General features: G+C 71.5%; 24 protein-coding genes. 17 read left to right on the plus strand and 7 right to left on the minus strand.

Annotated elements, in window-relative coordinates:
- Positions 1-303: 303 nt before the first annotated feature.
- Positions 304-2088: a M4 family metallopeptidase gene (locus tag IE206_RS03095; protein WP_189960302.1), complete on the plus strand. Its 1785-nt coding sequence runs from the start codon at positions 304-306 to the stop codon at positions 2086-2088.
- Positions 2089-2159: 71 nt separating this feature from the next.
- Here IE206_RS03095 and IE206_RS03100 read toward each other — a convergent pair whose 3' ends face one another.
- Positions 2160-3056 carry a hypothetical protein gene (locus IE206_RS03100; RefSeq protein WP_308433904.1) on the minus strand — a complete coding sequence of 299 codons (897 nt, stop codon included), beginning with the start codon at positions 3054-3056 and terminating at the stop codon, positions 2160-2162.
- 492 nt (positions 3057-3548) lie between these two features.
- Here IE206_RS03100 and IE206_RS03105 point away from each other — a divergent pair, with 492 nt between their 5' ends.
- On the plus strand, positions 3549-3917 hold the full coding sequence (locus IE206_RS03105; RefSeq protein ID WP_189960303.1) for a PQQ-binding-like beta-propeller repeat protein: 369 nt from the start codon (positions 3549-3551) through the stop codon (positions 3915-3917).
- A gap of 57 nt (positions 3918-3974) precedes the next feature.
- Here the strand turns inward: IE206_RS03105 and IE206_RS03110 are convergent, their stop codons facing one another.
- Positions 3975-5303 (minus strand): serine hydrolase domain-containing protein, encoded by a 1329-nt coding sequence (locus tag IE206_RS03110; RefSeq protein ID WP_189960304.1) that lies wholly within the window; start codon positions 5301-5303, stop codon positions 3975-3977.
- 270 nt (positions 5304-5573) lie between these two features.
- Here IE206_RS03110 and IE206_RS03115 point away from each other — a divergent pair, with 270 nt between their 5' ends.
- Positions 5574-8135, plus strand: a complete 2562-nt coding sequence (locus tag IE206_RS03115; protein WP_189960305.1) for a DEAD/DEAH box helicase — start codon at positions 5574-5576, stop codon at positions 8133-8135.
- Positions 8136-8143: 8 nt separating this feature from the next.
- On the opposite strand, the gene IE206_RS03120 is transcribed toward IE206_RS03115, so the two are convergent.
- Positions 8144-8563, minus strand: coding sequence for a nuclear transport factor 2 family protein (locus tag IE206_RS03120; protein WP_226598826.1), 420 nt, complete (start codon positions 8561-8563; stop codon positions 8144-8146).
- Between the two features lie 162 nt (positions 8564-8725).
- On the opposite strand from IE206_RS03120, the gene IE206_RS03125 reads away from it, so the two are divergent.
- The 5 genes from IE206_RS03125 (at position 8726) to IE206_RS03145 (ending at position 14207) form a co-directional block, all read left to right on the plus strand.
- Positions 8726-9286, plus strand: coding sequence for a TetR/AcrR family transcriptional regulator (locus IE206_RS03125; RefSeq protein WP_189960307.1), 561 nt, complete (start codon positions 8726-8728; stop codon positions 9284-9286).
- A gap of 135 nt (positions 9287-9421) precedes the next feature.
- On the plus strand, positions 9422-9625 hold the full coding sequence (locus tag IE206_RS03130) for a hypothetical protein (protein ID WP_189960308.1): 204 nt from the start codon (positions 9422-9424) through the stop codon (positions 9623-9625).
- 175 nt (positions 9626-9800) lie between these two features.
- Positions 9801-11345 carry a carboxylesterase/lipase family protein gene (locus IE206_RS03135; RefSeq protein WP_189960309.1) on the plus strand — a complete coding sequence of 515 codons (1545 nt, stop codon included), beginning with the start codon at positions 9801-9803 and terminating at the stop codon, positions 11343-11345.
- 138 nt (positions 11346-11483) lie between these two features.
- A complete protein-coding gene (locus IE206_RS03140; RefSeq protein ID WP_189960310.1) occupies positions 11484-12986 on the plus strand; it encodes an MFS transporter in 1503 nt (500 codons plus the stop codon).
- A gap of 267 nt (positions 12987-13253) precedes the next feature.
- A complete protein-coding gene (locus tag IE206_RS03145; protein WP_189960311.1) occupies positions 13254-14207 on the plus strand; it encodes an NAD-dependent epimerase/dehydratase family protein in 954 nt (317 codons plus the stop codon).
- A gap of 17 nt (positions 14208-14224) precedes the next feature.
- On the opposite strand, the gene IE206_RS03150 is transcribed toward IE206_RS03145, so the two are convergent.
- Positions 14225-14641: an organic hydroperoxide resistance protein gene (locus IE206_RS03150; RefSeq protein ID WP_189960312.1), complete on the minus strand. Its 417-nt coding sequence runs from the start codon at positions 14639-14641 to the stop codon at positions 14225-14227.
- 136 nt (positions 14642-14777) lie between these two features.
- Between IE206_RS03150 and IE206_RS03155 the strand changes: the two genes are divergently transcribed.
- From IE206_RS03155 to IE206_RS03180, 6 genes are all read left to right on the plus strand, one after another.
- Entirely contained in the window at positions 14778-15287 is a 510-nt protein-coding gene (locus tag IE206_RS03155; RefSeq protein WP_189960313.1) for a MarR family winged helix-turn-helix transcriptional regulator, read from the plus strand.
- 90 nt (positions 15288-15377) lie between these two features.
- On the plus strand, positions 15378-15728 hold the full coding sequence (locus IE206_RS03160) for a hypothetical protein (protein ID WP_189960314.1): 351 nt from the start codon (positions 15378-15380) through the stop codon (positions 15726-15728).
- Positions 15729-15791: 63 nt separating this feature from the next.
- Positions 15792-15980 (plus strand): hypothetical protein, encoded by a 189-nt coding sequence (locus tag IE206_RS03165; protein ID WP_189960315.1) that lies wholly within the window; start codon positions 15792-15794, stop codon positions 15978-15980.
- A 200-nt stretch (positions 15981-16180) separates the two neighbouring features.
- A complete protein-coding gene (locus tag IE206_RS03170; protein WP_189960316.1) occupies positions 16181-16921 on the plus strand; it encodes an SDR family NAD(P)-dependent oxidoreductase in 741 nt (246 codons plus the stop codon).
- 59 nt (positions 16922-16980) lie between these two features.
- Positions 16981-17412: a hypothetical protein gene (locus IE206_RS03175; RefSeq protein WP_189960317.1), complete on the plus strand. Its 432-nt coding sequence runs from the start codon at positions 16981-16983 to the stop codon at positions 17410-17412.
- An 80-nt stretch (positions 17413-17492) separates the two neighbouring features.
- The gene (locus IE206_RS03180; protein ID WP_189960318.1) at positions 17493-17960 is read left to right on the plus strand and encodes a hypothetical protein; all 468 of its coding nucleotides are present in this window, start codon (positions 17493-17495) and stop codon (positions 17958-17960) included.
- A gap of 25 nt (positions 17961-17985) precedes the next feature.
- On the opposite strand, the gene IE206_RS03185 is transcribed toward IE206_RS03180, so the two are convergent.
- Positions 17986-19008 (minus strand): methyltransferase, encoded by a 1023-nt coding sequence (locus IE206_RS03185; RefSeq protein WP_189960319.1) that lies wholly within the window; start codon positions 19006-19008, stop codon positions 17986-17988.
- Positions 19009-19404: 396 nt separating this feature from the next.
- Here IE206_RS03185 and IE206_RS03190 point away from each other — a divergent pair, with 396 nt between their 5' ends.
- Positions 19405-19791: a PPOX class F420-dependent oxidoreductase gene (locus IE206_RS03190; RefSeq protein ID WP_189960320.1), complete on the plus strand. Its 387-nt coding sequence runs from the start codon at positions 19405-19407 to the stop codon at positions 19789-19791.
- A gap of 9 nt (positions 19792-19800) precedes the next feature.
- On the opposite strand, the gene IE206_RS03195 is transcribed toward IE206_RS03190, so the two are convergent.
- A complete protein-coding gene (locus IE206_RS03195) occupies positions 19801-22017 on the minus strand; it encodes an RICIN domain-containing protein (RefSeq protein WP_189960321.1) in 2217 nt (738 codons plus the stop codon).
- A gap of 238 nt (positions 22018-22255) precedes the next feature.
- Here IE206_RS03195 and IE206_RS03200 point away from each other — a divergent pair, with 238 nt between their 5' ends.
- On the plus strand, positions 22256-22738 hold the full coding sequence (locus tag IE206_RS03200) for a hypothetical protein (RefSeq protein WP_189960322.1): 483 nt from the start codon (positions 22256-22258) through the stop codon (positions 22736-22738).
- 19 nt (positions 22739-22757) lie between these two features.
- Here IE206_RS03200 and IE206_RS03205 read toward each other — a convergent pair whose 3' ends face one another.
- Complete coding sequence (locus tag IE206_RS03205) at positions 22758-23966, minus strand: trans-sulfuration enzyme family protein (protein WP_189960323.1); 1209 nt, start codon at positions 23964-23966, stop codon at positions 22758-22760.
- Between the two features lie 59 nt (positions 23967-24025).
- Here IE206_RS03205 and IE206_RS03210 point away from each other — a divergent pair, with 59 nt between their 5' ends.
- A complete protein-coding gene (locus IE206_RS03210) occupies positions 24026-24499 on the plus strand; it encodes an Lrp/AsnC family transcriptional regulator (protein ID WP_189960324.1) in 474 nt (157 codons plus the stop codon).
- The last annotated feature ends 45 nt before the right edge of the window (positions 24500-24544 follow it).

A 24544-nucleotide genomic window follows, 5' to 3' on the forward strand; every position in this document is an offset into this window, starting at 1 on the left:
ATTGGGCAACGCGAACTCCGTACCTGGACCATCACCCAAACCTTGGGCGGGCCGGGCAACCCCTCGGCGCGATCATGCATCTGGGCCGGTGAAGGGGAGTTGGACACCTTCCGGCCATCGAAGTCCAGGGCAATTGTTAAATCTGGGTTCCGGGAGCACAGAACTCGATCATCCCCCTTTACATGTTCATGCCAGGCATAGCAGGGTTTCGGCCGGGACCACACGGTCCCCGCGGTGCACAACAGCACCGTGCGTACGGGTGGTTGAGCCGACCGCCCCCGCACCCTCTAAGGACCCTCCACCGTGCGTACACCCCACATACGCAGCCTGGCGATAGCCCTGGCCGTCACCACGGCCGTCACCATCACGGCGGGAGGCGGGGCCACGGCCTTCGCCGCCCCGACCGCCCAGGGGGCCACCGCCCCCGCCGCGAGCGCCGGTTTCCAGCCGGTGATCGACGCGGCCCGCACCGCAGCCGTCGCCCACTCCTCGGTCACCGGAGTCGGCAAGGAGGACACACTTCAGGCCACCGACGTCCTGGTCGACACGGACGGCAAGCAGCACGTCCGGTTCATACGCTCGCACCGCGGACTCCCGGTCCTCGGCGGCGACCTGGTCATCCATCTCGACGCGAGATCCGGCTACACCGGCGTGACCCGGGCGCTGCGCCACCAGGTCGACGTCCCCACCACCAGCGCCAAGGTGACGGCGGGACAGGCCCAGGCGAAGGCCGCAGCCGCCGCGAAAGGCACCGCGGGCACCGCCCAGCTCGTGGTCGACGCCCGCGCCGGGCGCTCGGCGCTCGCCTACCAGATCCAGGTGAAGGACAGCTCCACCGCCGAGTCCGGCAGCCGTACGGTCGTCGTCGACGCGGCCACCGGCACGGTCCTCAGCAACACCCCGGCCAGCGATTCGTTCCTGTCGCCCAGCGTCCAGGAGAAGCTCCGCAAGAGCGGCCAGAAGCTCAGCCCCGCGCTCGGGACGGCCTCCCCGGCCCCGCTCGCCTCGTCCGCCGCGACCGGTTTCCCCGCACAGGCGACCGGCACCGGCTCGTCCCTGTTCGTCGGCAGCGTGTCGCTGACCACCACGCAGACCGCGAAGAGCGCCTTCACGCTCAAGGACCCGAGCCGCGGCCAGACCGAGACGCGCGACGCCGGCAACAAGGAGCTGGAGCAGTTCACCAGCGGCAAGGCGTTCACCAGCACCACCAACCGCTGGGGCACGGGCAGGGCGAGCGACCGCTCCACGGCCGCCGTCGACGCGCAGTACGGCATCACCAGCACGCTCGACTTCTACAAGAAGACGTTCGGCCGCAACGGCATCAAGAACGACGGGGCGGGCGCGCACGCGCTCGTCCACTTCGGCAGCAAGGTCGGCAACGCCTTCTGGTCCTCCGACTGCGGCTGCATGCTGTACGGCGACGGTGACGGGCAGACCTTCGCCCAGCCCCTCGTCGTCCTCGACGTCACCGGCCACGAGCTCACCCACGGTGTCGTGGACGCGACGGCGAACCTCCAGCCGACCCGTGTCGACGCCAACGACAACCAGTTCGGCGAGCCCGGCGCGCTCAACGAGTCGCTCGCCGACATCTTCGGCAGCAACGTCGAGTTCGCCACCAACAACCCCAACAACCCGCCGAACTACCTGATGGGCGAGAAGCTCGGGCTCCAGCAGAAGTTCCTGCGCCGCCTGGACAAGCCGTCCCTCGACAAGCTCGAAGGCACGGTCGACTACTGGTCGACGGCGTCGTACGACACCGAGGTCCACGCGGGTTCGGGTGTCTCCTCGCACGCCTACTACCTGCTGGCCGAGGGCAGCGGCAAGAAGACCATCAACGGCGTGGCCTACGACTCGCCGACCTACGACGGCTCGACGGTGGCCGGCATCGGCCGGGACAAGGCGACGCAGATCTTCTACCGGGCCCTCACCCGGTACATGGTCTCCACGACCGACTTCCACGACGCCCGCACCGCCACGCTGAGCGCGGCCGCCGACCTCTACGGCGCGAGCAGCACCGAGTACAAGACGGTGGACAAGGCCTGGGCCGCCGTCAACGTGACCGCGGCGAACGCCCCGTCCGGCAACTGATCGAGCACGTCGCTGCCGCCCCGCGCAGTGCGGGGCGGCAGCGGCATGTCCACACCCCTATGACACCCCTTCTACGGCACCAGGCTGTCGAGCGGTGTCATCACCACGTCGCTGGTGGGACGCGACAGGTGCAGGGCCGTGTGGAAGTAGCCGTCCGACTCCCTGCCCTCGGGGTCGTGCCCGGCCGCGGTCACCGTCTCGACGGCGTAGCGCCGTTCGCGTGCATCGGTGAAGCGGCGCTGGGGGAAAGTGGGCGCGGCCCGCTCGGTGGCGAGGCCGAAGGCCGCGAGGCATCCGGCGATCTCCGCGTAGGAGGTGGTGCGCAGCACGAAGGCTGCCACCCACACCGGTCCGCGCGCCGCGGAGAGCAGCGACCGGAAGGTGCGCTGCGACAGGAAGCTGGTGCCGCCCGTCACGGTGATCAGCCGGGCCTCCCGTACCGCGCGGCGCAGTGCCGGGCTGGGCGGGCCTTCCTCGAGGTTCTCGGCGAAGCCTTCCGCGAGCAGCCCGACGGCGCGCCCGTAGGCGACCGCGCGCGGGGCGATGTCGATCCCGACGACACGAACGCGGTCGCTGCGGCGCCGAGCCTCGAAGAACTCCCGGTCCCACTCGGTGAGTTGGGCCGTGTTCATCGCGGCGGCCTCGTGCGAGGTGTAGCGCTCGTACAGCTCGTCCAGCGTCACGTCGTGGTTGAGCAGGGCCGCGTTGATGCCGTACGAACAGCAGAGGTCGAGCACGGTCAGGGGCGGGCCCTCCCCCATCGCGCCGAGCGCGGACCGCAGCCGCCGGAAGATGTCCTGCGCGTGGCCCGGCGTGCGGTAGTCGAGCGGGCCGAGCACCCTGAAGTAGGCCCGGGGATCGGGCTGATCGTAGAGCTCGCCGAACTGGACCATTCCCTCCACCGCGGCGGTGACCGCCACTCCCACCCCGCCACCCGCTGCCGAGCCGGTCCGCTGAGCCTCGGTCATGGTGCCCGTCCCCTCTCGCTCCGACGCCGCTTCCCCGGCAGAGCATTGGGGACGACAACGGCCCTTGGGAACACGGCCGGTTGGAATCCGGCCAGGTGGCGAACACACCTGAGGCCCTCCACAGAGTTCGCCCCACCCGTCACACTCGACGCATGACCGCTCGTGACTCCGGAGAACTGCCGGACCCCGATGGGCCCGTGGACCCGCACCGGCCGGACGACTTCCAGTGGCCCGGAGCCGGCCTGCTGCCGCCCGCCTCGGAGCAGCGGCAGCCGGCACCGGTCCGGCCCGGCTACGGACAGGGGAACCCACCGCCTCCGGGGCAGGGTCCCGTGCCGGGAATCCTTACGCACAGCCGCAGTTGGACGCCTTCGGGCCGCCGCAGCAGCCACCGATGGCGCCGCTCCCGGCCGGCCGCAACCCGTCCAGGGGCGGGCGGGGGCTGATCGTGGCCGCAGGAGCGGCGGGCCTCCTGGTGATCGATGGCGGGGTGTGGACACGGACCTGACCAAGAACGCCGACGGCGACCAGGTCGTCGCCGTCGACCTGAACACCGGCAAGGAGAAGTGGCGCGCGAATCCGCCCCGGGCCCGCAACGTGCGTCCGCTCGCCGTCGAGAACGGCAGGGTGGTGGCCCACCTGGACGCCGGGCCCCAACTGGGCGCGGCGGTGGCGACGTTGGCCCCGACGGGCGGCGCCCCGCAGGTGTTCCTGCAGAGCCCGCAGGCCGCCGCCGAAGCCCAGCGCAGCTTCTTCTCGCCGCGCCTCGGGTGGGTAGGCGGACGGCTGTTCATGCTCAACAACCGGGTGGAGACCCCGAAGCCGAACGTCCTGGTGAACGCGGCCCTGTCGTTCGGGTAGCACCCACGGGCCTCTGCGCTCCGAAGCACGGACCGCAGAGGCCGGTCGGGCAGCACGTCAGAGGCGCGGGCCCATCGGCGGGGCGAGGTCCTGGGTGCGCGGGAGGGGCACGGCCGGGGCGGCGGGCCTGCCCGTCCGGTCCCCCGCGTTCTTGCCGCACAGCGCCTGGAGGTAGAAGCCGTTGAACGCGGCGTCGATCGGGCTCGGCTCCACCTTCCCGTCCTTGCCCACCTTCTGATACTTCATCAGGTTGTAGGCGGTGGCCATCTGGCGCTTGCCGTCCGGGCTGGACAGGACGGACGTCCCGGCCCCGAACACTGCCCCGTCGTGCCCCCAGAACCGCCCGCACGGGAGGTCGACGGCGGCCACACCGAGGCCGTAGTTCATCGCGACCTCACCGTTCTCACCGTGTACCGGCACCGTGGTCTGCATCTCGCGGAGCTGGGCGGCGGGCAGAAGCCCACCGCGCAGCAGCTTGCGGTAGAAGTCGTCGAGGTCGCCCGTCGTCGAGACGAGGGCCCCCGCGGTCCCGCCCCACGACATGTCGTACACGCTGTAGTCGCGCGGCGGGTCGATCAGACGGTAGAACGACTCGTACATCTTGGGGTGCGGTCCGGATATGTAGGGGGAGCGCGGGAAGTAGGTGTTGCGCAGCCCCGCCTTCTGGATGACGTTGCGGGTGATGTACGCCTCGGCGTCCTCGCCCGTGACCTTCTGGATCAGCATCCCGGCGATGACGTAGTTGGTGTTGGAGTACGACCACTTCTCGCCGGGCTTCCCGGTGGGCTTGGCCTCGACGCCGAGGCGGGCCAGCTCTTCGGGCCGGAAGTGGCGGAAGCGGTTGTCGTCCAGGCTCTTGGTCGACCCCTGCATGAGCGAGGGGAACGCGCCGGGGATGTAGTCGGCGATACCGCTGGTGTGGTTGAGCAGCATCCGTACCGTGATGGCCCGGCCCCGCTCGCCGGGAACGGTGTCAGGGAGGTAGCGGCCGATCGGGGCGTCGAGATCGATGCGGCCCTTGGCGACCTGCTGGAGGACGGCGACCGAGGTGAACGCCTTGGTGACGCTGCCCACGCGGTGCTGGAGCTGGGGGCGCATGGGACGGCCCGTGCCGACATCGGCGAGCCCAGTGGCGCCCTGCCACTCCTGATTCCCGTCTCTGACCTCCGTGTTCACGCCGTACATGCCTGCCGCGCGGACCGCGTCCAGCGCCTTGCCGAGCGCCTTGCGGTCCAGGCCGGCCGAAGCGGGGGCCACCGGGCCGGGAGCGGTGGGGGCGGGCGCGGCCTGGGCCGGTACGACGGTCGCGAGGAGGGCCACCGCGAGTGCGGCGGTGGTTCCGGCGACGCGTACGCGGCGACGTCGGTCCGGGCGGGTTAAGGACATGAGGTCTCCCCTTCGATTGGGCGAACTGGGCATCAACTCTCGCAAGGGGCCAGGGCCGGGCAAATCCTCCCGACGAACGATCTTGACTCTGCGCACTGCACCGAACGGACGAGCCGCTCTCGGCCACTGGCTCGGGGCTTAGGGGTGTCCGGTGGGTCAGGGCCGGGCGCCACGACCTGCCCGACCCTGACCCACCGGACACCCCCTAGTGTTTTCCTTCTCCGGGCGGCCCACGTGGCCGCGGGCAGCGATGAGGAACGGTGGGCGTGCGTGATCAGGCTCCGTGAGCACCAGGTGGACGCGAAGGCGCGGATCCTCGCCGAGTTCGGCTTCCCGGCGCACACCGCCGTACCCAGGAGCGGGGCCCGGGCCACCGTCGTGTCCGCGACGGGCAGCGGCAAGACCTACACCGCCGCTTCGGCCGCGCTGGAGATGTTCCCGCGCGGCCGGATCCTGGTGCTCGTACCCACCCTCGACCTCCTGGTGCAGACCGCGCGGGCCTGGCGTGCGGTGGGCCACCGCTCCCCCATGGTCGCGGTGTGTTCCCTGGAGACGGACGAGGTCCTGGACGGGCTGGGGGTGCGGTGCACGACCAACCCCATCCAGCTGGCCCTGTGGGCCGGCCGGGGTCCCGCCGTCGTGCTCGCCACCTACGCCTCCCTGGTGGAGCGGGACGACCCCGAGCAAGGGGCCCTGCCCGGTGCGAAGAAGGTGCCGGGACCGCTCGAACTGGCCCTGGCGGGCGGTGAGTCGATGTTCGGACAGCGGCTCGACCCGTTCGACCTCGCCGTGGTCGACGAGGCCCACCGCACGGCCGGCGACACCGGGCGCCCCTGGGCTGCCGTCCACGACCAGGCCCGCATCCCGGCCGGCCGGAGGCTGTACCTGACGGCCACCCCGCGCATCCTCGCCGTGCCCCGGCCGCCGCACGGAAAGGACGGCCGGGAGCTGGAGATCGCCAGCATGACGGCGGACTCGGCCACCTACGGGCGGCAGATCGTCCAGCTCGGGCTCGCCGAGGCGGTCGAGCGCGGCATCCTGGCCGGATTCGAGATCGACGTACTGGAGATCCGCGATCCGGCGCCGCCGCGCGCCCGGGCCGGCGAGGAGGAGCGGCGGGGGCGGCGCCTGGCTCTGCTCCAGACCGCGCTCCTGGAGCACGCGGCGGCGCACGACCTGCACACCGTGATGACGTTCCACCACCGAGTCGAGGAGGCCAAGGCCTTCGCCGCCCGGCTTCCGCAGACGGCCGCCGAGCTGTACACGGGCGAGGTCAGCGCCAGGGCGCGGCGCCGGGCCGCGAAGCTTCCGCCGTCCCAGGCCGAGCCGTACGAGCTCGAACCGGACCGCCATGTCCCGGCGGACCGGGTGTGGGCCGAGTGGCTGTGCGGGGACCATCTGGTGTCCGAACGGCGGGAGGTACTGCGGCAGTTCGCGGACGGCACCGGCGCCGACGGACGCCGTGTGCACCGCGCGTTCCTCGCGAGCGTGCGGGTGCTCGGCGAGGGCGTGGACATCGTCGGCGCGCGCGGTGTGGAGGCCATCTGTTTCGCCGACACCCGGGGCTCCCAGGTCGAGATCGTCCAGAACATCGGCCGCGCGCTGCGGCCCAACCCGGACGGCACCACCAAGACCGCCCGGATCCTGGTGCCCGTCTTCCTCGGCCGCGACGAGGACCCCCGGGACATGATCGCCTCGGCGAGCTACGCGCCGCTCGTGGCGGTCCTCCAGGGGCTGCGCTCGCACGACGAACGGCTCGTGGAGCAGCTGGCCTCGCATGCGCTGACCCGCGCGTCCGACAGCGGCCGCCATCCGCACCTGCGCCGCGACAGCCGGGGCCGCATCGTCGACGACACCGACGAGAACCCGCTCCTGCACTTCTCCACGCCGCGCGACCCGGCCACCGTCGCCGCGTTCCTGCGCACCCGCGTCTACCGTCCCGAGTCCCTGGTGTGGCTGGAGGGGCTGAACGCCCTGCGCCGCTGGCGCGCCGAGCACCACTACACCGGGCCGATGTCCGTCCCGTACGACACCGAAGTGGCCCTGGGTGTCACCCGGTTCCCGCTCGGCCGGTGGGTCGCGCAGCAGCGGCGGGCGCTGCGGGCCGGCGAACTCGACGAGCACCGCAGGCTCCGGCTCGACGAGGCGGGCATGGTGTGGGAGCCGGGCGACGAGGCATGGGAGGGCAAACTCGCGGCGTTCCGCGCCTTCCACCGCACCCACAACCATCTGGCACCCCGGCAGGACGCCGTCTGGCTGGACGAGCCGGTCGGGCAGCACCTGGCCAATCTGCGCAGGAAGGGCGGGCTCGGCAAGGACCCGGAGCGGGCGGGGCGCCGGGAGGCACAGCTCGCCTCGATCGACCCCGACTGGAACTGCCCCTGGCCGCTCGACTGGCAGCGGCAGTACGCCGTGCTGCGTGACCTCGTCGCCGCCGACGGCTCCCTCCCCGACATCCGGCCCGGGGTGACTTTCGACGGCGACGACCTCGGTCGCTGGGCCGAGCGGCAGCGCCAGGACTGGCGCGCCCTGTCCAAGCCTCAGCGGGACCGGCTGTCCGCGCTGGGCCTGGGGCCCGCGAAGCCGCCCCGCCCGGACGCGAAGACCGGCACGGCCAAGATGTCGGCCGCCTTCACGCGCGGCCTGGCGGCGCTCGGGCAGTACGTCGGGCGCGAAGCCCGCACCACCATTCCCCGGGGGCACGAGGAGACGCTGCCGGACGGCACCGTCGTGAAGCTCGGCATCTGGTACTCGAACACCAAGAGCCGACGCGCCGGCCTCAGCCACACCCAGCGCAGCGCGCTCGCCCGGCTGGGCATCGACTGGGCGTGACCACCGGCTCAGCGCAGGCGGCGGTCCGCCTCGGCGATCGGCACGTCGTTGATGCTGGCCTCGCGGCGGCGCATCAGACCCGCGTCGTCGAACTCCCACTGCTCGTTGCCGTGGCTGCGCCACCACTGGCCCTGCGCGTCACGGCACTCGTACTCGAACCGCACTGAGATGCGGTTGCCGGTGTACGCCCACAGCTCCTTGCGGAGCCGGTAGTCCCTCTCGCGCTGCCACTTGTCGGAGAGGAAGGCGCGGATCTCCTCGCGGCCGGTCAGGAACCGGTCGCGATTGCGCCACACCGAGTCCTCGGTGTAGGCGAGGGCGACCCGCTCGGGGTCCCGGGAGTTCCAGGCGTCCTCGGCGGCCTGCACTTTGGCGCGGGCACTCTCTTCGGTGAACGGCGGTACGGGCGGGCGTACGTCGGCAGTCACAGCAGCTCCGATCGACTCGGCGAATGGGCAGGGCCAGGAAGCCCGGCGATAGGTGAGAACGATCGTTCTCATCCTGGTTCCGTACCGTAGAGAACGGACGTTCTCCGCGCAAGTCATAATGGGGTGACGAGTTGAGGGACCATGGGTCGGACGGGTGGCGTGATGGATGACGACGAGGCGAGGGTGCGGCTGCTCGATGCGGCCGACGCGCTGTTCTACACCTACGGGGTGCAGGCGGTCGGGATGGACCGCATCCGCGCCGAGTCACAGGTGCCGCTGAAGCGGCTGTACCGGATCTTCCCCGCGAAGGAGGCGCTCGTCGCCGCCTATCTGGACCGGCACGACCGGCGCTGGACGGCCGGTCTGCGCCGCCATGTGGCGGCCGCACATGGAGACCCGCGCGAGCAGGTGCTCGCGGTCTTCGACTGGCTGGCCGAGTGGTTCGACGAGCCCGCGTTCCGGGGCTGCGCCTTCCTCAACGCGCTCGGAGAGCTCGGCGACACACCGGCCGCCGTGAACGATGTGGCCCGCCGCCACAAGGCCGAGCTCCAGCAGGTCCTGAACGAACTGGCAGCCGCCGCGGGGGGCCCGGACGCACTGGGCGCCCAGCTGATGATCCTCGTCGAGGGCGCCACGGCCGTCGCGGCTCTCGCCCCCGGGCCCGCCCCGGCCCGCCGGGCCCGAGCCATGGCCGAGGCGCTCCTGGGGCACGCCGTGCGATGAGAGCCGCCGTGTCACCTTCGGCGGGTGTTCCGCATGCGTCGGCGTGGTACCGGTGACAGTGTCGAATGGCCGGGGCGTACCCGGCGTCCGCGGCCGGGCGGCCGGGCGCGGCCCGACACGGATGAGGAGCCACCAGTGCGCCATCGCATCGTTGCCGAACGACTTCCCGACGGCACCCTCAAGGAATGGCACATGGTCCGCGGCGACGAGGAACAGGTCATGTGTGGACGCGGCTTGCCCGAGGGCACCGAGGAACTGCCCGACGACGCCTGGGGTACGGACCGCGCCCGCCCCTTCTGCCACACGTGCGGGGCGCTGTATCTGCGCGAGGTGCCGTAGCCGGGCCACGGCGGGCGGGCCGTGATCCGCCCGCCACCCCCTTTCCCCTGGCCCCAACTGCCGATCATTGACGGCTGGTTGAGCCACACATCGTTTCTGGGCACAGCACCCCCTCACCGCCCACCCCCTTCTCGGCTCCGTATCGTGGAGTCCCGCTGCCGAGAAGGGACATCGCATGACAGGACCCACACGCGCACCCGAGATCCGTACGACCGCCGGAACCGTCCGCGGACGCATCGCGGACGGCATGGCCGTCTTCCGCGGCATCCCGTTCGCCCAGCCGCCCGTCGGCCCGCTGCATCTGGCCCCGCCGGTGCCCGCCCTGCCGTGGGACGGCGTACGCGAGGCCGTCTCGTTCGGCCCCACTCCCCCGCAGTCCCTCGCCCTGGGGTTCGGCTCGGGGCCCGAGAGCCCGGCCGGCTCGGACGAGTGGCTGACGGTCAACGTCTGGTCGCCCGATCCGGGCGGGGCGGCCCGGCTGCCCGTCATGGTGTGGATATACGGCGGGGCCTTCATGGTCGGCTCCGCCGACGGGCCCACCTATGACGGGACGGCGCTCGCCCGGCGGGGCACCGTCGTCGTGACGTTCAACCACCGCGTGGGCGCCGAGGGATACGGCCACTTCGAGGGCGCGGTGCCCAACCGGGCGCTGCTCGACCAGGTCGCAGCCCTGGAGTGGGTGCGAGACAACATCGCCGGGTTCGGCGGCGATCCGGACCGGGTGACGGTCTTCGGCGAGTCGGCGGGGGCCGGCGCGATCGCGGCGCTGCTCGCGATGCCGAGGGCGGCCGGGCTCTTCCACCGGGCCGTGGCGCAGAGCGTCCCGGGTTCGGTGTTCAGCCCGGCGCTCGCCGCGGACGTCGGCGCGAGCGTGGCCGCCGAGCTCGGTCTGCCCGCCACCCTGGACGCGCTGGCTCCGGTGCCGCCCAAGGCACTGCGGGACGCGGCGGACGCGGTGCTCGGCAAGATCTCGCAGTACGGGGCGCGCTGGGGGCTGATCGCCCACGCCCACCTCCCGTTCTCACCGGTGGTCGACGGCGAGGTGCTGCCGTGTTCGCCGTGGGAGGCGCTGCGCACCGGGCAGAGCCGCGACGTCGAGCTGATCGCGGGTCACAACCGGGACGAGGCACGGCTGTTCACGGTGATGTCGGGCCGCCACGGCAAGATCACCCAGGAGGAGGCCGACACCACCCTGGCGAGGTTCGCACCCGGCCGCGAGGGCGTGGCGGCCTACCGGGCGGGTTACCCGGAGGCCGACCCGACCGCCATGCAGGAACTGGTCATGTCGGACTGGCTGTTCCGGATGCCGAGCCTCCACCTGGCCGAGGCACACGCGATGGGTGGCGGCACCACATACGCGTATGAACTGGCATGGGGAGCACCCGCGTTGGGCGGCGCGCTCGGCGCCTGTCACGGGCTCGATGTGCCGCTGGTGTTCGGCAACCTGCTCGGTGGTATCGCCACGCTGGCACTCGGCGAGGAGCCGCCGGCCGAGGCCGAGGCCGTCTCGGACGCGATGGGCAGCGCGTGGACCGCGTTCGCGGCGCACGGTGACCCGGGCTGGGCCCGCTACCGCACCGACGACCGGCTGACCCGGGTGTTCGCGGTCGAGCCTCACACCGTGCCGTACCCACAGGAGATCTCCCGTCGTATGTGGGCCCAACACACCTTTGCCGCCCTGGAGTTGACCCAGGACGAGGATCCTGTGCCCTCTGCCTGAGAGTCGCCGCCGCTGCGGGGCGCGCCACCTGTTCGGGTCCGACTGGGTGCGGGCGATTGCGGGGATTATGTCCGGTGAGCGCCGGGTACTCGCGTCCGGCAGGGTGCGGTTTCGGCTCGCGGCGGCAGGAGGCAGTTCATGGGCGGCGCGGTGCAGGACCCGGGTCCGCGGACCATCACGACCCAGGTGCCGGCGAGGCTGGACCGGCTGCCGTGGTCGCGCTGGCACTGGATGATCGTGATCGGTCTCGGCACCGTGTGGATCCTGGACGGCCTCGAAGTCACCGTCGTCGGGAACATCGCGAGCCGGCTCTCGGAGCACGGCAGCGGGCTCGCGATCACCGACGCCCAGGTCACGGGCCTGGGCGCCGCACTGTATGTGGCGGGGGCCTGTTCGGGGGCGCTGTTCTTCGGCTGGCTGACCGACCGGTTCGGGCGCAAGAAGCTGTTCCTGGTCACCCTCGCGGTCTATCTCGCCGCCACCGCGATGACCGCACTGTCCTTCTCGGCGTGGTGGTTCTTCCTGTTCCGCTTCCTGACCGGGTTCGGTATCGGCGGCGAGTACGCGGCCATCAACTCGGCCATCGACGAGCTGATCCCGAGCAAGTACCGCGGCCGGGTGGACCTCATCATCAACGGGAGTTACTGGCTCGGCGCGATGGGCGGGGCGCTGCTGTCGGTCGTCGCACTGAACACCGACATCCTGCCGAAGAACGTCGGCTGGCGGCTCACCTTCGCCCTGGGTGTGGTGCTCGGCCTCGTCATCCTGCTGGTGCGGCGGCACGTACCGGAGAGCCCGCGGTGGATGTTCATCCACGGCCGCGAGGAGGGCGCGGAGCAGCTGCTCGACGACGTGGAGCACGAGGTGGAGGAGCAGACCGGCGAGCGGCTTCCGCCGCCGGGGCGGTCGATCACCATCGAGCAGCGCGAGAGCGTGGGCTTCGTCGAGATCGCGCGCACCCTGTTCAAGGCCTACCCCAAGCGGGCGGTGCTCGGCTTCGCCCTGTTCATCGGACAGGCCTTTCTCTACAACGCGATCACGTTCGGGTTCAGCTCGATCCTGGTGAAGTTCTTCGACGTCTCCAGCGGCACCACCGGCTACTTCTTCGCTGTGATCGCCTTCGGCAACTTCCTGGGCCCGCTGCTGCTCGGCAAGCTCTTCGACACGGTCGGCCGCCGCAGGATGATCGCCGGTACGTATGTCCTGTCGGGCGTGCTGCTCTTCGTCACCGCGTGGTTCTTCGCCCAGGGGTGGCTCAACGCCACAACGATGACCGCGTGCTGGTGCGTGGTGCTGTTCTTCGCGTCGGCGGGTGCCAGCTCCGCGTATCTCACGGTGAGCGAGATCTTCCCGATGGAGACCCGGGCGATGGCGATCGCCTTCTTCTACGCGCTCGGTACGGCCGCGGGCGGCATCTCGGGGCCGCTGGTCTTCTCGGCGCTGACGTCCAGCGGGGTGGTCGGCGACGCGGTCATCGCCTTCAGCATCGGCGCGGCGCTGATGACGGCGGCCGGCGTGGTGGCTGCGTTCCTCGCGGTCGACGCGGAGGGCAAGTCCCTGGAGGACATCGCCGCCCCACTGTCCGCGCGGCTCGCGGCGGCAGCCGAGGGCACGACGCCGCCGGCGGCACCGGCCGCGTAAGTCCTGGCCGCGGCCGGGCGGCTCCGCGGCCGCGGGGAGTGGAGTGCTCGCCCGCGGGCCGGTGGGAGCTGGTCGCGCCCACGCGGCGGAGCCGCACGGTGCCGCTGCCGCGCGGCCCTTTGTAGCGCTGCCCGGAAGCGGCGCGAACCTGGCACATTTCCTCTCTCGATTGCGTCAAGCACACACTGACGTTATAGTCTCTAACTAACGGCACTGCACATAACGAAGCCGGGGGCTGACGCCGTCCCGGCCATGAGGGGAATCGACATGTCGCACACGGAAAACAACCTCCACGTGGTTCTCGGCTCGGGCCCGGCCGGCACTGCGGTGGCCACCGAGCTCGCGCACCGCGGCCACCCCGTCCGCCTCGTCGACCGGACCGGAACCGGCCCCGAGACAGCGGGAGTCGACCGAGTGAAGGGCGACGTCGCGTCGGCCGAGGGGGCGGCGGCAGCCATACGCGGAGCCGGGGTCGTCTACCACTGCGTCAACGTCGCCTACCAGCTCCAGGTCGAGGTCATGCCCCGCATCCAGGAGGCCGTCCTGGGCGCCGTGGAGGCGGAGGGCGCGCGCCTGGTCGTGCTCGACACGCTCTACCCGTACGGCGAGACGCACGGCGAGGTCATGACCGAGGACACCCCGTGGCGCGCCACCGCCCTCAAGGGCCGGATGCGCGCCGAGCTCGACGAGAAGTACCTGGCCGCACACCGCGAGGCACGCGCTTCGGTGGTGCTCGGCCGGTCCGCCGACTTCGTCGGCCCCGGGGTGCTCAACTCGACGCTCGGCGCGGCCGTCTTCCCCGGGGCGCTGACCGGCGGCGAAGTGCTGACGCTCGGGGACATCGACCTGCCGCACAGCTACACCGACATCCGCGCGGTGGCCGCCGGGCTCGCCACGCTCGGCGAGAGCCCGCACGGCGACGGCCGGGTCTGGCACCTCCCGACGGCGCCGGCCCTGACCACCCGCGAGGTGCTCGGAATGATCGAGGACCGGGTCGGCCACCCACTGAAGATCGTCACGCTCGACGAGCCGCGCCCCTTCGGCCCGTTCGACCAGGTCTTCATGGACGCGTACGCCGAGATGTTCTACCAGCACACCGAGCCGCAGATCGTGAGCTCGGGCGCCTTCGAGGCCGCGTTCCGCACCGAGCCGATCCCGATGGGCGACACCCTCGACGCCACGCTCGCGTGGTACCGCGGCCTGCTGGCCGAGCGCGCCTGACCGCGGCGCGCGGACCGCTACTCGATGACGATCTCGAACGGGATGTTGCCGCGGGTCGCCTTGGAGTACGGGCAGGCCGCGTGGGTCAGCTCGACGAGCTTGGCGCCGCTCTCGCCCTCCAGGTGCTCGGGGAGCTCGACGCGCATGACGACACCGATGCCGAAGCCGCCGTCGGCGGGGTCCTTGCCGATGCCGACCTCGGCGGTCACCGAGACGTCCTTGACGTCGAGCTTCAGCTGGCGGGCGACGGAACCCATCGCGCTGGCGAAGCAGGCCGCATAGCCGGCGGCGAAGAGCTGCTCCGGGTTGGTGCCCTGACCGTTGCCCCCGAGGGCCGGCGGGAAGGCGAGCGGCAGGTCGAGCTGGCCGTCGGAGCTGACGGTGCGGCCTTCGCGGCCGTTGGCGGTCGCCACTGCGGTGTAGAGCGCGTCCATGGGATCGGGTTCCTCTCGTGTCCGTCCGTACGGAGCCGGTGTGACTCCGTACGGGGAAGCCTCGGCTGCCCAGAACCAACTGAAGCACACAATTAAGTTGTGCACAACTAAATGGCGTGCGTGTTAGCCTGGTCGCATGGTGACCACGCCCCCCGACCGCCCGCACGACGAGGACTATCTGCGGCTCGACCTCCAGCTCTGCTTCTCGCTGCACGCGGCATCGCGCGCCTTCAACGGGGTCTACCGCACGCTCCTGAAGGACCTGGGGCTCACCTATCCGCAGTACCTGGTGATGCTGACGCTCTGGGAGCACGGGGAGCTGCCGGTCAAGAGCATCGGCGAGAAGCTGCGGCTCGACTCGGGCACGCTGTCGCCGCTGCTCAAGCGCCTCGAATCGGCGGGCTTCGTGGAGCGTCACCGCAGCAAGGCGGACGAGCGTTCCGTCAGCATCCGCCTCACGGAACAGGGCACGGCGCTGCGGGAACACGCGCTGACGGTGCCGCACCACATCGCGCGGGCCGTCAATCTCCCTCCGGAGGACTTCCACACGCTGCGCACACTTCTGGCCACCCTCACCGAGGGCCTCGACGCCGCACAGGGCCCGATGGCAACGGGCACGGACGAGGCGGCCTGCGCGGAGGGCTGAGTACACGGGCGCGGGCCGTGTGTGCCCCCTCCCCCTCTGTGCGCGAAAAGTCGTGTGCGGGCCACACACGGGTCGACATAACCTGCGCCGATGAGTGGCTTTGCGACACACCGTCAGCGCGTGCACGACGGGGGCCTGACCGCCCGGGCCCGCCACGCGAGCCTGCGCACCTGCGCGGTGATGTCCGCGCCCTACGGGTTCCGCGCGACGTACCACCACCTCTGCCGCAGCGCGGGTGTGCCCGCCGTACTGGAGTCGGATCCGCAGTCCCTGGTGCGGGCCGTGGAAGAGCTGTACGCCGCACGGCAGTTGTGCCTCGCGGACGAGGCCGCGTATGCCGCGCGCCGTCGGGGCGAGAAGGCCGCCGGGCGGCGGGGCGTACCCACGGACTACGACCGCCGGGGCCGCCGGCTCGGGCCCGGCGGAAGTCTCGCGCTGTGACCCGATCCCGGGTTCCACCCCACCGAACCGCTTCCGGCCGTGGTGGCCCGCATCCTCGGCTCCGTGCGATCCACCGCGTGCCCGGCGTGCGACGGAACGGCGGGCGTGAGCCGCTGGTTCGACGGCTACGACGAGCACGAGCTCTGCGCACACTGCGGGATCTCACTCGCATCACGCCAGGCCGGGCCCGATGTCCGTGTGCTGCGGGAACGTCACGAGCGATGGCTGGCGCTCTGGCGGCGTACGGCCTGACAGGTGGAGAGCCTCGCCTCGGCCCGACCGGTGGCGGGTCTCTAGTCGGCTGACCGGTAGCGGGTCTCTCGTCGGCCTGCCGCGCATCCCGCGCCTCCCCCTTCGCCCGGCCAGGAGGGGCCACGTCGGCGATCCGCGGCTCGTGCGATAGGACTTGCTGTCGAGTACATGCACGCACCAGCAAGCGCAGGAGGCAGCACGTGTCACGTCGGGTCACCATCGTCACAGGCGGCAGTCGGGGAATCGGGGCGGCGACCTGCGTCCGCCTCGCGGAGGACGGCCACGACCTGGCACTCGGGTACGTCAGCAACGACGCGGCCGCGCACGAGGTGGCCCAAGCGGTGCGTGCGGCGGGGGCCCACTGTGTCACCGTGCGGGCCGACACCTCTCAAGAGGCGGATGTGGAGCGGCTGTTCGACACGGCAGCGGCCGAGCTCGGGCCGGTGACCGGCCTGGTCAACAACGCCGGGGTGACCGGCCCGCTCGGCCGCCTCGCCGACGCCCGCACCGAGGATCTGCGCCGGGTGGTCGACGTGAACGTCCTCGGCCATCTGCTCTGCTGCCGACGGGCCGCCCGCGACATGGCGGCGAACGGCGGTGGCGCCATCGTCAACATCTCGTCCGCGGCGGCCACGCTGGGCAGTCCCGGGGACTACGTCCACTACGCAGCGTCCAAGGCGGCCACCGACGCGCTGACCATCGGCCTGTCCAAGGAACTCGGCCCAGACCGCATCCGGGTCAACGCGGTGGCCCCGGGCATCGTCGACACCGACATGCACACCACGATGGGCGACCCCGGCCGTCCGGCCAGGATGGCGTCGGCCATCCCGCTCGGCCGCCCCGGCGAGGCCTCCGAGATCGCCGCGGCCGTCGCGTGGCTGCTGTCGCCCGACGCCTCGTACACCAGCGGTGCGATCCTCAGGGTCGCCGGCGGGCGCTGACCCCGGCTCGACACCGTACGGCGGCGGCCAGCATGCTGGGAGTTCAGGGAGGTGGGCGCATGGCGGGACCGTTCGAGGCGGCCACCGGGGACGGGCCCGTGCCATCCCCGGACGCGGGCCGGGATGCGGCCGTGCGCGCCGCCTTCGAGGGGCTGCTGCACATCCGCCGGGTCACGAATGCCTCGGGCCCCGCGCAGTGGGAGCGGCTCCAGCCGGTGCGGGCGGTCGCGCTCGCCCTGGAGGCGGCGGGCATCGAACCGTCCGCCGTCGACGAGGACGGCAGGCGGTACGCCACCGGTTACCGCGTCGGCGCCACCGAAGGGGCCACCGTCCGCGTCGAGTGGCTCGGCCCGCCCGGCAGCGGTGCCGAGTACGCGGCGAAGGAGTCGCTCCGGCGCTGCGCCGCCGCGCTGCGGCCGCTGGGGTGGCTGGCGTTGGAGTACCGGGGGCCGCGCCGCCACCACTACCTCGAAGTCGAACCGGCGGGGTGAGGCGGGGCCGGTTCGCGAGTCGCACCGGCTGCCGGTAGAGTGCCATGCTTGTTCGATTGCCCAGGGGCGACGGGGGAAGCGTGAGCGCACAACTGCGGGACACAGCAAGCGAGTTGGCGGAACTGCTGTGGCGGGAGCACACCTTGTACCGCGAGCGGTCGGGCAGTGTGGTCATCCGCGGGGCACATGTGGAGCGCTGGATCAGCCTCTCCCCCCCCGGCGGCCAGGACCAGGTCCTCATCCGCGCGGGCCGGATCCTCGACGGGGGCACCACCGCCCCCGCCCGCTCGGAGGCGGTGGCCAGTCTCACCGTCGGCACGAGTGAACTCGCCGCCGTCTGCCGGAGGCTGCTCGCCGAGACCGCGGCGGGACCCGCGCCACGGAGCGAACGGCCAAGACCCACCAGAGCCAGGAAGGCCAAGGCGGCCAAGGGGGCCGGAAAGCCGGTGCGCAAAAGTCGGCACACCGGCCTGGCGTCCTGGCTGATCATCCTCGCCCTCGTCGGCGTCGTCGCCCTCTTCGTACGCAACCTGGCAACGGCCTTCTGAGGACCGGGCCGTCAGCGGGCCCCGCTCACACCGCTTCCGCCTCGATGAACGAGGCCGGTGACGGGGTCGGCAGGATGCGGTTCAGCTTGAACCCGGCCCGGCTGAAGAGGTCCTCGAACTCCTTGGCCGTGCGCTCCCTGCCGCTCACCAGCATCAGCATGATGACGTCCACCTCCACTGCCGGGTGCGGATCCCCGTTGTCGGGCAGGACCGCGTCGACCACGAGGAGCCGCTTGCCCGGGGCGGCGGCCCGGCGGATCGAGCCCAGAATGCGCAGGCAGTCCTCGTCGTTCCAGTCGTGCAGGATGCGCTTGAGCACGTAGAGGTCGCCGCCGGCCGGTACCTCCGTGAAGAAGTCGCCGCCCGCGACGCTCCAGCGTCCGCGTACCTCCTCGGTGTCGAGCACATGGTCGGCCACGGTGTCCGGCTGGTCGAACAGCACGCCGGTCAGGGCGGGTTCCCGGCTGAGCACCGCGCGCAGGAATCCGCCCCGGCCGCCGCCGACGTCGACCACGGTGCCGCTGCCGGGGAACGGATAGCTCCCCGCGAGGAGGTCGTCGCCCTGGCCGGACATCTCGTTCATGCCGGCGTCGAAGAGGTGGCGGGCGGCGGGCGATCCTGCCAGATGGGCGAAGAAGGGGACCTTGTAGGCGGCCTCGAAGGGGGTCGTGCCGGTCCGCACCGCGTCCGGAAGTCCGTCGGCGGACCGGCGGAACATCTCGTCGGTGATCAACAGGGCCGCCGTGTGCTGCGAGCCGGGCACGTCCGTGCGCAGCGCCTGGCCCGCTTCGGTCAGCCCGAAGGTGCCCTTCTCGTCCTGGGTGAAGAGGCCGTGCATGGCGAGCAGACGCAGGACGCGCCGCAGGGAATCGGCGTGCAGGCCGGCGCTCGCGGCGAGATCCTCGGCCGTGCGGGGGCCGTCGGCCAACTGGTCGGGGATGCGGTGCACGGCCACGGCGCGGACCGCCGCCGAGCAGACATGGCCGAAGAGGAGCTGGTTCAGCGGTGAGGGGGTGGGGTCGGTCGGATGGTCCGAGCTGGTCGCCAACGGTCCGCTCCTGTCATTCGGAAGGTGTGCCTTCGTCACCGAGAGGCCTGCCGGTGCGGTGACGAAGAGGTGTGCCTTCGTCACCGCACCGCGCGTGCCTTCCCATCGTCGCAGTGCGCGCCGCGCCCCGGTGTGTGTTTGCCCGGGGCGCGGGGGCGTCAAGTCGGCTTCCGGTCAGGGAGTGACAGACGGGGAGGTCAAAGACCGTAGGGCGACGAGCTCTTCGAGTACACCTGCGACCGCGTCGGAACCCTGCCCGGCGTCGAGGCCAGGGAAGTCGGTCCTGTCCTGCGCCGGATCAAGCAGGCCGGAAGCCGGGAGGAAGTCGACCCTCCGCGATGGGCACTCACCTGCTACAAAGGCCTCCCACCCGCTCGCGAGTTCAAGGATGGCGTCATGAGTGCCGACGTGCTGGACCGGCTCGGCGCCGGTAAGTACCTCCTGGTCACGACCTACAAGAAGGACGGCACGGCCGTCGCCACCCCGGTGTGGGTCGTCCGGGACGGCGACGCCCTGGTGATCTGGACGGTCGCCGACTCCTGGAAGGTCAAGCGCATCCGCAACCGGCCCGGGATTCTCGCCGGGCCCTGCGACGTGCGCGGCAACCCCACGGGCGAGCAGTACCCGGCGACCGCCGTGATCTGCGACGCGGCCGCCACCGACGCCTGCCGGGCGCTGCTGCGCCGCAAGTACGGGGTGCTCGGACGGCTCACCCTGCTCGCAAGCCGGCTGCGGCGCGGCACGAGCGGCACGGTGGCCGTCCGGATCACCCTCGACGCCTGATCGGGTTCCTCACGGCCCCGAGACCAGGTCGGCCACATTGTTCGCGGAGTTGGAGGGTCCTCCGCTGTTGTTGATGACATGGCCGATGGTTCCGGTGCCGCCGAGGGAGACCGTCACCATGTCGTGGAAGCGGACCCCGGACGCGGTGGGTGCCTCGAAGGCCCGGTCGGCGACCACCGAGGGGTCGGCGCTGAAGTAGCAGTAGCTGCCGAGCCCCCAGGCTTCGTGGCTGGTCACATTGCTCGCGACCTTGTACGCGTCGTAGCCGCGCGTGGAGCCGTTCATCCAGGAACCCTGGCCGGGCGGGTCGTAGGGCATCTCGTTCTGGAAGAAGTAGGTGCGGCCTCCGTTTCCGTTCCAGATGACCTGGTGCTGCTGGTAGTGCTCGACGAAGAGGCCGTACATGGTGACGTTGTTCCCGTTCACGGTCAGCCCGTTGGCGGCGGTGTTGCTGGTCCAGCCGACGCCGCTGCCGTGGTCGGCCCGCCACAGCCACATGTGGTCGCCGATGACGTCCGAGCTGTTCACGACGAGGCTCTGGGTCGCCCTGCCGACGCCGGCGCCGCCGATGCGGAAGAACACGTCGTGCAGTGAGGTCGGGTCGGCGCTGTGCCGGGCGGCCGCGCCGTTCGGACCGACCCGCATCAGCGTCCCCGAGTTGGTGGTGCCCGCGTCGATGAGGAGACCGGCCACGTTCACGCCGTCCACGTCGGCCACATCCATCGCGGTGATGCCGTTGTCGGGGACGAGGGTGGCAAGTCCCAGGCCGAGCACGACGGTGTCCGGACGGGTTACGTCCAGGGTCTGGTCGAGGTGGTAGACACCGGGTGTGAACAGCAGGTTCTTGCCCTGGGCGAGGGCCTGGTTGATGTCACCGGCGGTGGCGCCCGGCTTCACTATGTAGAAGGTGTCGATGCCCAGCGAGCTGCCGGGCTGGTTGCCGCCCGCCCACGTCGTGCCCTGGGTGTTGGTCCGCAGGGCGGGCACGAACACCTTGTACGCGCCCGCGCCGTCCACGTACAGGAAGGGCTTCTCGCGGGTCACGGGTGACTGGGCGACCGTGGTGTAGGGCGGGTTGGGGAAGGTGTTGGCGGGGGCGTTGACGTCACCGACGAACACCATGTTCCAGTTGGCGCCGTTCCAGCTGCCCCATTGCGTGTTGCGCGAGAGCCACTGCTGCTGCGAGCCGGACCGCACCTGTCCGTCGATCTTCGAGTCGGCGATCAAGCCGCCGCTCGACCAGCCGCCGTCGTCGAGCTGGAGGTCGCCGCGTACGTGCATGCGGCGGTAGGGGGCGGCCTGCGACACGGCCCAGCGGTCGCCGCCGCCGGTGGGGTTGACCGAGAGGTTCTCGGCGGAGCGCCAGAAGTTCTGGGTGGCGTTGCCCTGGAACCAGTCGGCTTCGGCGTGCACGGCGCCGTTGATGGTGACGTCGTCGGGCGAGAGGCCGAGCCCCGCGACCTGGGTGTAGAAGCCGACGTTGGCGTCGGCGGAGTACGTGCCGGGCTTGAAGAGCAGGGCGTAGCGCTGCGCGCCGAACTGGTTCTTCTCCTGCTGGGCGAAGACCTGGTTGAGTCGGCCCTGGATGGCGGAGGCGGACATCGACGGGTCGAAGACGGTGACGTTCGGGCCGAAGTCCGGTGTCCCTGATGGCGGTTGGGGGTCGCCCGAGGCGTCCAGGCCGAAGGACTGGGCCGCGGTTCCGTTGCAGGCGTACTGCTGGATGCGGGCGCCGTCCGCGGTCGAGGCGCCCGGCACGTCCAGGCACTTGCCGCTGTTGCGGTTGACGAAGTGGTAGGTGCCGCCCGCCTCTTGGACCGGCAGCCACTGCTGGTTGGCGCCGCCGCCGTACGACCACAGCTGGACCAGGGCAGAGTCGGCGGTCGAGACGTCCGTGACGTCCCACGCCTTGCTCGCGTTGCGGTTGTCGACCCGCACGTAGCCGTCGCCGGTCGGCTGGAACTGCCACTGCTGTGCGGTGCTCGCGTTGCAGGCGTACTGCTGGACCGCCGTGCCGTCGGCGGTGCCCGCCGCGGCCGCGTCCACGCACTTGCCGCTGTGCTTGGCGGCCACCGTCACCCAGCCCGTCGGCAGCGCGTCGGCGTGCGCGGTGGGGGCGAGGGCGGTCGCGGAGACGAGGGAGGCGAGCAGCGCGCCGAGGGCGAGCAGCGGGGTGGTCCGGGTTCTGGGGTGCGGGAGCCGGGTGGGGGATCCGGAAGTTCTCATACGTCCATCCTGTACCGCGCGGTGCACGGAGTAAGTGGGGGGTGTACGGGAGGAGTTACGAGGTGCGGGAGGGCGTCACAAGTGACGCGAGGGGTTCACGGCTTTCTTCAAGGTGTGAAGTTAGGAGTCCCTGGCGGGCCCGTCAAGAGTTCAGGTACGGAAGAAGTTCCGGTACGCGGGACGGGCGGCTGGTAGCTTGACGCGTCCGGAAATCGCGTTCACAAGGGGACGATCAGCAGTGCACAGGTTCTTGCGTACCACCGGCCTCGCCTCCATGGGGCTCGCCGGTGTCCTTCTCGTCTCGGGGTGCAGCGGCGGCTCGGACAAGGCCTCCGACGAGCCGCCGTCGGGCAAGGGGCCGGCGGCGAGCAGCTCGCCCGCGAAGACGCCCGCCGGGCCGGGTTCATCAACTCCCGGTCAGGGCACGGGACATGCCACCCCGCCCGCGACCGGCGGCAGCGTCGACGGCGACTGGGTCGCCGTGACCCAGGGCAAGCCCGTCGCCCTCGTCGTCAAGGGCAAGAACGCGTCCGTACTCGGCGAGCACCTGTGCAGCGGAACGGCGAACAGCGCCGCCGGTTCGGCGACGCTGCTGCTCACGTGCCCGGACGGCAACACGGCCCGCACCAAGGGCACGGCCAGGCTCAACGGCTCCACCCTGGAGGTCACTTGGTCCGGCGGAGGCAAGGACGAGTTCACCCGGAACAAGACGTCCCGCTGAGGCGCCTGCCTCCAGGCGCTCAGGCGTCGGCGAGCCGGACCTCTCGGGAGGCATGAACTCCCGTATGCAGAGCAGGAGTTGAGAGCTCGGAGCCGAGCGCCCGGTCGAGGTCGCGCCACAGGTCCTCGACGTCCTCCAGGCCGACCGACATGCGCAGCAGGCGGTCGCTGACGCCGGAGGAGGCGCGGTCGTCCTCGGGCACGATGCGGTGGCTGATCGACGCCGGGTGCTGGATGAGGGAGTCGACGCTGCCGAGGCTGACGGCCGGGGTGATCAGGCGGACCCGGGCGATCACGTCGTGCGGGTCGGTGAGCGTCTCGAAGGCCACCATGGCACCGCCCACCTTCGGGTAGTGGACGCGCAGCACGCGGGGGTCGGCGGCCAGGCGCGCCACGAGTTCGGCCGCGGTCGCCGACGCGGCACGCACCCGGACGGGCAGGGTCGCGAGGCCCCTCAGCAGCAGGTAGCCGGCGAGCGGGTGCAGGACGCCACCGGTGGCGAAGCGGATCTGGCGCAGCCGGCGGGCGAAGGCCTCGTCGCAGGCGACGACCCCGCCGAGTACGTCGCCGTGGCCGCCGAGGTACTTGGTCGCGCTGTGCAGCACGAGGCGGGCGCCGCTGTGGGCGGGGCGCTGGAGCACCGGGGTCGCGAACGTGTTGTCGACGAGCAGCGGCACCGTGCCGCAGGCCTCGGCGAGTGCCTCCAGGTCGACCTCGGCGAGAGTCGGGTTGGCCGGGCTCTCCACCATGACCAGGGCGGTGTCGGGACGGATCGCGTCCGCGACGCCCGCCGGGTCGGTCCAGGTGACCTCGCTGCCGAGGAGCCCGGCGGTCAGGAGGTGGTCGCTGCATCCGTAGAGCGGGCGTACGGCGACGACGTGGCGCAGGCCCGTGGCGTGCTGGGCGAGCAGGACGGCGGACAGGGCCGCCATTCCGCTGGCGAAGGCGACGGCCGCCTCGGTGTCCTCCAGGCGGGCCAGGGCCGCCTCGAAGCGGGCGACGGTGGGGTTGCCGAGCCGGCCGTAGACCGGCGGGCCCTCGGGCGCCTCGCCGGTCGCGGCGAAGGCGTCGATACGGGCCGCTTCGCCCCTGCTGTCGTACGAGGGGTAGGTGGTCGACAGGTCGATCGGCGGGGCGTGCAGGCCGAGGGCGGCGAGGTCTTCGCGGCCCGCGTGCACGGCGAGGGTGTCCACGGCTTCGGCGTCCACGGGTGTGGTGTCGGCGTCCATGCGCCCACTGTGAACAGTCACCGGGCCCCGGGAGCCGTACGCCGTGTTACGTTCGGGCCATGGCTGAATCCGTCGTACTGGACCCGGTGGATCTGCACATTCTGCGCCTTCTGCAGAACGATGCCCGCACGACCTACCGCGATCTCGCCGCCGAGGTCGGTGTGGCGCCCTCCACCTGCCTGGACCGTGTCGCACGGCTGCGGCGCACCGGGGTGATCCTCGGCTATCAGCTGCGCGTGGATCCGGCCAAGCTGGGCCGGGGGCTGCAGGCGCTCCTTTCCGTGCAGGTGCGGCCGCACCGGCGCGATCTGATCGGTCCGTTCGTGGAGCGGGTCAGGGCGCTGCCGGAATCGCGGTCGCTGTTCCATCTGACCGGGCCCGACGACTATCTGGTGCATGTGACCGTCGCCGACACGGCGGATCTCCAGCGGCTCGTCCTGGACGAGTTCACCTCACGGCCGGAGGTGGCCCGGGTGGAGACCCGGCTGATCTTCCAGCAGTGGGACTGCGGGCCACTGCTGCCACCGGCCTAGGACCGGCTCCGGGCCACCGTGCGGGAGGCCCGGAACCGGTCGGCG

Source organism: Streptomyces violascens (genome assembly GCF_014649955.1).
GTDB lineage: Bacteria > Actinomycetota > Actinomycetes > Streptomycetales > Streptomycetaceae > Streptomyces > Streptomyces violascens.

Bases quoted from the DNA above. Each gene is read 5' to 3' on its own strand.
- IE206_RS03125 (WP_189960307.1), top strand. From the start codon at position 8,726: ATGGATGACGACGAGGCGAGGGTGCGGCTGCTCGATGCGGCCGACGCG.
- IE206_RS03110 (WP_189960304.1), bottom strand. From the start codon at position 5,303: ATGTCCTTAACCCGCCCGGACCGACGTCGCCGCGTACGCGTCGCCGGA.
- IE206_RS03195 (WP_189960321.1), bottom strand. From the start codon at position 22,017: ATGAGAACTTCCGGATCCCCCACCCGGCTCCCGCACCCCAGAACCCGG.
- IE206_RS03190 (WP_189960320.1), top strand. From the start codon at position 19,405: ATGAGTGCCGACGTGCTGGACCGGCTCGGCGCCGGTAAGTACCTCCTG.
- IE206_RS03205 (WP_189960323.1), bottom strand. From the start codon at position 23,966: ATGGACGCCGACACCACACCCGTGGACGCCGAAGCCGTGGACACCCTC.
- IE206_RS03175 (WP_189960317.1), top strand. From the start codon at position 16,981: ATGGCGGGACCGTTCGAGGCGGCCACCGGGGACGGGCCCGTGCCATCC.
- IE206_RS03145 (WP_189960311.1), top strand. From the start codon at position 13,254: ATGTCGCACACGGAAAACAACCTCCACGTGGTTCTCGGCTCGGGCCCG.
- IE206_RS03210 (WP_189960324.1), top strand. From the start codon at position 24,026: ATGGCTGAATCCGTCGTACTGGACCCGGTGGATCTGCACATTCTGCGC.
- IE206_RS03150 (WP_189960312.1), bottom strand. From the start codon at position 14,641: ATGGACGCGCTCTACACCGCAGTGGCGACCGCCAACGGCCGCGAAGGC.
- IE206_RS03160 (WP_189960314.1), top strand. From the start codon at position 15,378: ATGAGTGGCTTTGCGACACACCGTCAGCGCGTGCACGACGGGGGCCTG.
- IE206_RS03155 (WP_189960313.1), top strand. From the start codon at position 14,778: ATGGTGACCACGCCCCCCGACCGCCCGCACGACGAGGACTATCTGCGG.
- IE206_RS03135 (WP_189960309.1), top strand. From the start codon at position 9,801: ATGACAGGACCCACACGCGCACCCGAGATCCGTACGACCGCCGGAACC.
- IE206_RS03100 (WP_308433904.1), bottom strand. From the start codon at position 3,056: ATGACCGAGGCTCAGCGGACCGGCTCGGCAGCGGGTGGCGGGGTGGGA.
- IE206_RS03140 (WP_189960310.1), top strand. From the start codon at position 11,484: ATGGGCGGCGCGGTGCAGGACCCGGGTCCGCGGACCATCACGACCCAG.